This is a genomic window from Rugamonas violacea, assembly GCF_016461825.1.
Taxonomy (GTDB): domain Bacteria; phylum Pseudomonadota; class Gammaproteobacteria; order Burkholderiales; family Burkholderiaceae_D; genus Rugamonas.
Genome location: NZ_JAEMNU010000166.1, coordinates 1 through 993, shown reverse-complemented (window position 1 = coordinate 993; position 993 = coordinate 1). Strand labels below are relative to the sequence as shown.

Here is a 993-nt window from a genome sequence, read left to right as displayed (position 1 = left end):
ACTTTCGTAAGTGCTTGAATGTAGACGGATCTATCGCCCGCTCCATTGTCGGTCAGGCAAAATTCGCCAGCTGTCGAGATGTGTATAAACCTATGCTTTTGTTGATGTGCTCGCTGTGGCTGAATAGTTGCATAATTTTCAATTAAGCATTTTTATTAGCTCACGTAATCTTCGAATTCCCACGCAGCAAATCTAGATATTTTTCTCGAAATCTCCTCCCAATCCACCCCTTCACATTCATCAACAACCTCAATAATTTTATTTTTCATTTCGGCCAAATTAAATTGATGAAATACAATCATATGTCGCCCCAATATGGCAGTCTTGGAAGAGCACTCGTCCCTAATCCAGTCAGGGCTACATACGAAAACTCTAAAGTCATCTCCGCTAGAATTGCCAATAACTCCAATCCTAAGCTCAATCCAAAATCCGAAATATTCCGGACGAATAGGAATATAATCATCCAAACAATAATCTGGACTACATAACCACATTGCTTTAATAATTGGTTTCATTTTATTATATTTAAATGAGCATTTCCGATTAATTTTCCACCAACATCCTGCGTAACAAAATTTGCTTGCATCCCGGTCACAGCATATAGTGAATCTTTCATCATTGGTGGACGATATATACGTGTTCCGTCTGCGCTAACTAAGCAGCCAGGACAATAATCTTGATTTTTTGCAAGCCGCGCGCCGTCACCAACCCACGTCCGCCCTAACTTCTCTGCCTCACTAGCAGTACCCATTCCCATTGAAAAATTCACACCAGATTTCTCGACGCCATATATGGCAGTGGCAAGTCTAGGGTCCGCTTTAGCAATATTTGCCAAATTCTCACCTAACAAGTGTTCCTTTAACTTGTTTAACGTCACAACATTTTCAGCAACATTGTTTAAAACTGCTGTGGTCAAGTAATTTCGGACACGACGATAGGTTGGCGTGCTGCCATTTTCCGTTCGTAGACGGTGGGCGACAGATTGCCCAATGC

At 41.5% G+C, this 993-nt stretch carries 2 protein-coding genes; both read right to left on the bottom strand.

Going from position 1 to position 993, the window contains the following annotated elements:
* Nucleotides 1-155: 155 nt before the first annotated feature.
* Nucleotides 156-515 (bottom strand): immunity 8 family protein, encoded by a 360-nt coding sequence (locus H7U20_RS29715; RefSeq protein ID WP_199762744.1) that lies wholly within the window; start codon nt 513-515, stop codon nt 156-158.
* Nucleotides 512-993: hypothetical protein (locus H7U20_RS29710; RefSeq protein ID WP_233411186.1), on the bottom strand; the 482-nt coding region annotated here is incomplete at its 5' end. The genes H7U20_RS29715 and H7U20_RS29710, both read right to left, overlap by 4 nt.